Below are 1,259 nucleotides of genomic sequence, written 5' to 3'. Positions count from 1 at the left end.
GCCAATAGCCGATGGCCTGAAGCGAGAGGCCTGCAGCCGTATAGTGCTGAGCCACGATCTCGGGCTCGTGTTCGACGACCTCGCCGAAATGCTGCTCGAGCGCGTGGGCGATCCGGGTGTGCAGTTGCTGGCGCCGACTGCGCAGCAAGGTGGCATAGGCGGCATCTCCCACCAATGCGTGCTTGAAGATGCACGTCGCGTGCGGCGGCCGACCGCGCGCGATCACGAGCTCGGCGCCGATTAGCTGGTCGAGGGCGCCCTGCAGTTCCCGTTCCCCGCGCTGCGCGACAGCCGCCAGCAGCTCATAAGAGAATTCGCGGCCGATGGCGGCGCCAATCTGCGCAACCTCCCGCGCCGGCGCCACCAGCCGATCGAGCCGCGCCACCAGAGAATCCTGCAGGGTTGCAGGGATCGCCAACGGTGGCAGCGGGCCCGCGAGCGCGTAACGGTCGCCTTCATCGGTCAACACGTCGGATTCGATGACCGCCTTGGTCACCTCCTCGAGGAACAGGGGCACGCCGTCTGTCTTGGCCACCATCTGCTCGAGCAACCCGCCCGGCAGCGCCTTGCCACCGGTCAACCGCTGCACCAGGGCGGCACCCTGCCGGTGGCTCAGGCGGTTCAGCGCGAGCGAGGTGACCCGCGGGTGGCCGATCCACCGCGGCTCGAACTCAGGGCGGAAACTGAAGATCGCCAAGACTGCAAGGCGCGGGATCTGCGGGACCAATCGGTCGAGGAGCTCCAGCGACGTTGGATCAATCCAGTGGATATCCTCGAAAACCAACAGCACGGGCTGGCGGGCCGCTAGGCCAACAAGCTGCCGGATCAGCGCCTCGAGGGTCAGCTCCTTCTGGCGCTGGGGGCTGAGGTTCAGGGGTGCGTAGCGGCTGCCCACCGGGAGCGAAAGAAACGCCGACAACAAAGGGGCGTCGTCCCGGACCTTGTCTGTGGACCGCGCCAGGAGCCGCTCCAGCTTATCGAGTTTCACGCTCGGCGGATCGTCTGGGTGGAAGCCAGCCGCGCGGGTGAGCTGGACGATCGACGGGCGAAGGGCGCTGTTTGCGTGGAACGGCGAGCACTGGCAGCGGATGCGGATGTGCGGCCGGTCGCGCAGGCGCTCGCGCAGCGCCTGAATCAGGTGCGACTTGCCGATGCCTGGCTCACCGGAGAGCAGGACCACCTGCCCCTCCCCGGACGCGGCCTTGCTCCAGAGCTCCGCGAGCAGAGCAAGCTCGTGCTCGCGCCCGACCGTGGGGGCG

Annotated in this window: 1 protein-coding gene; it reads right to left on the bottom strand. The window is 68.0% G+C overall.

Features of this window, described 5'->3' with window-relative positions; genetic code table 11:
* On the bottom strand, window positions 1–1,259 hold a 1,259-nt coding region (locus tag EN742_RS35325; RefSeq protein WP_148670545.1), incomplete at both ends, for an AAA family ATPase.

This window comes from Mesorhizobium sp. M4A.F.Ca.ET.020.02.1.1 (assembly GCF_004022645.1).
GTDB lineage: Bacteria > Pseudomonadota > Alphaproteobacteria > Rhizobiales > Rhizobiaceae > Mesorhizobium.
The sequence above is the reverse complement of the archived record's forward strand: the minus strand, read 5'-3'. Positions and strand labels throughout refer to the sequence as shown.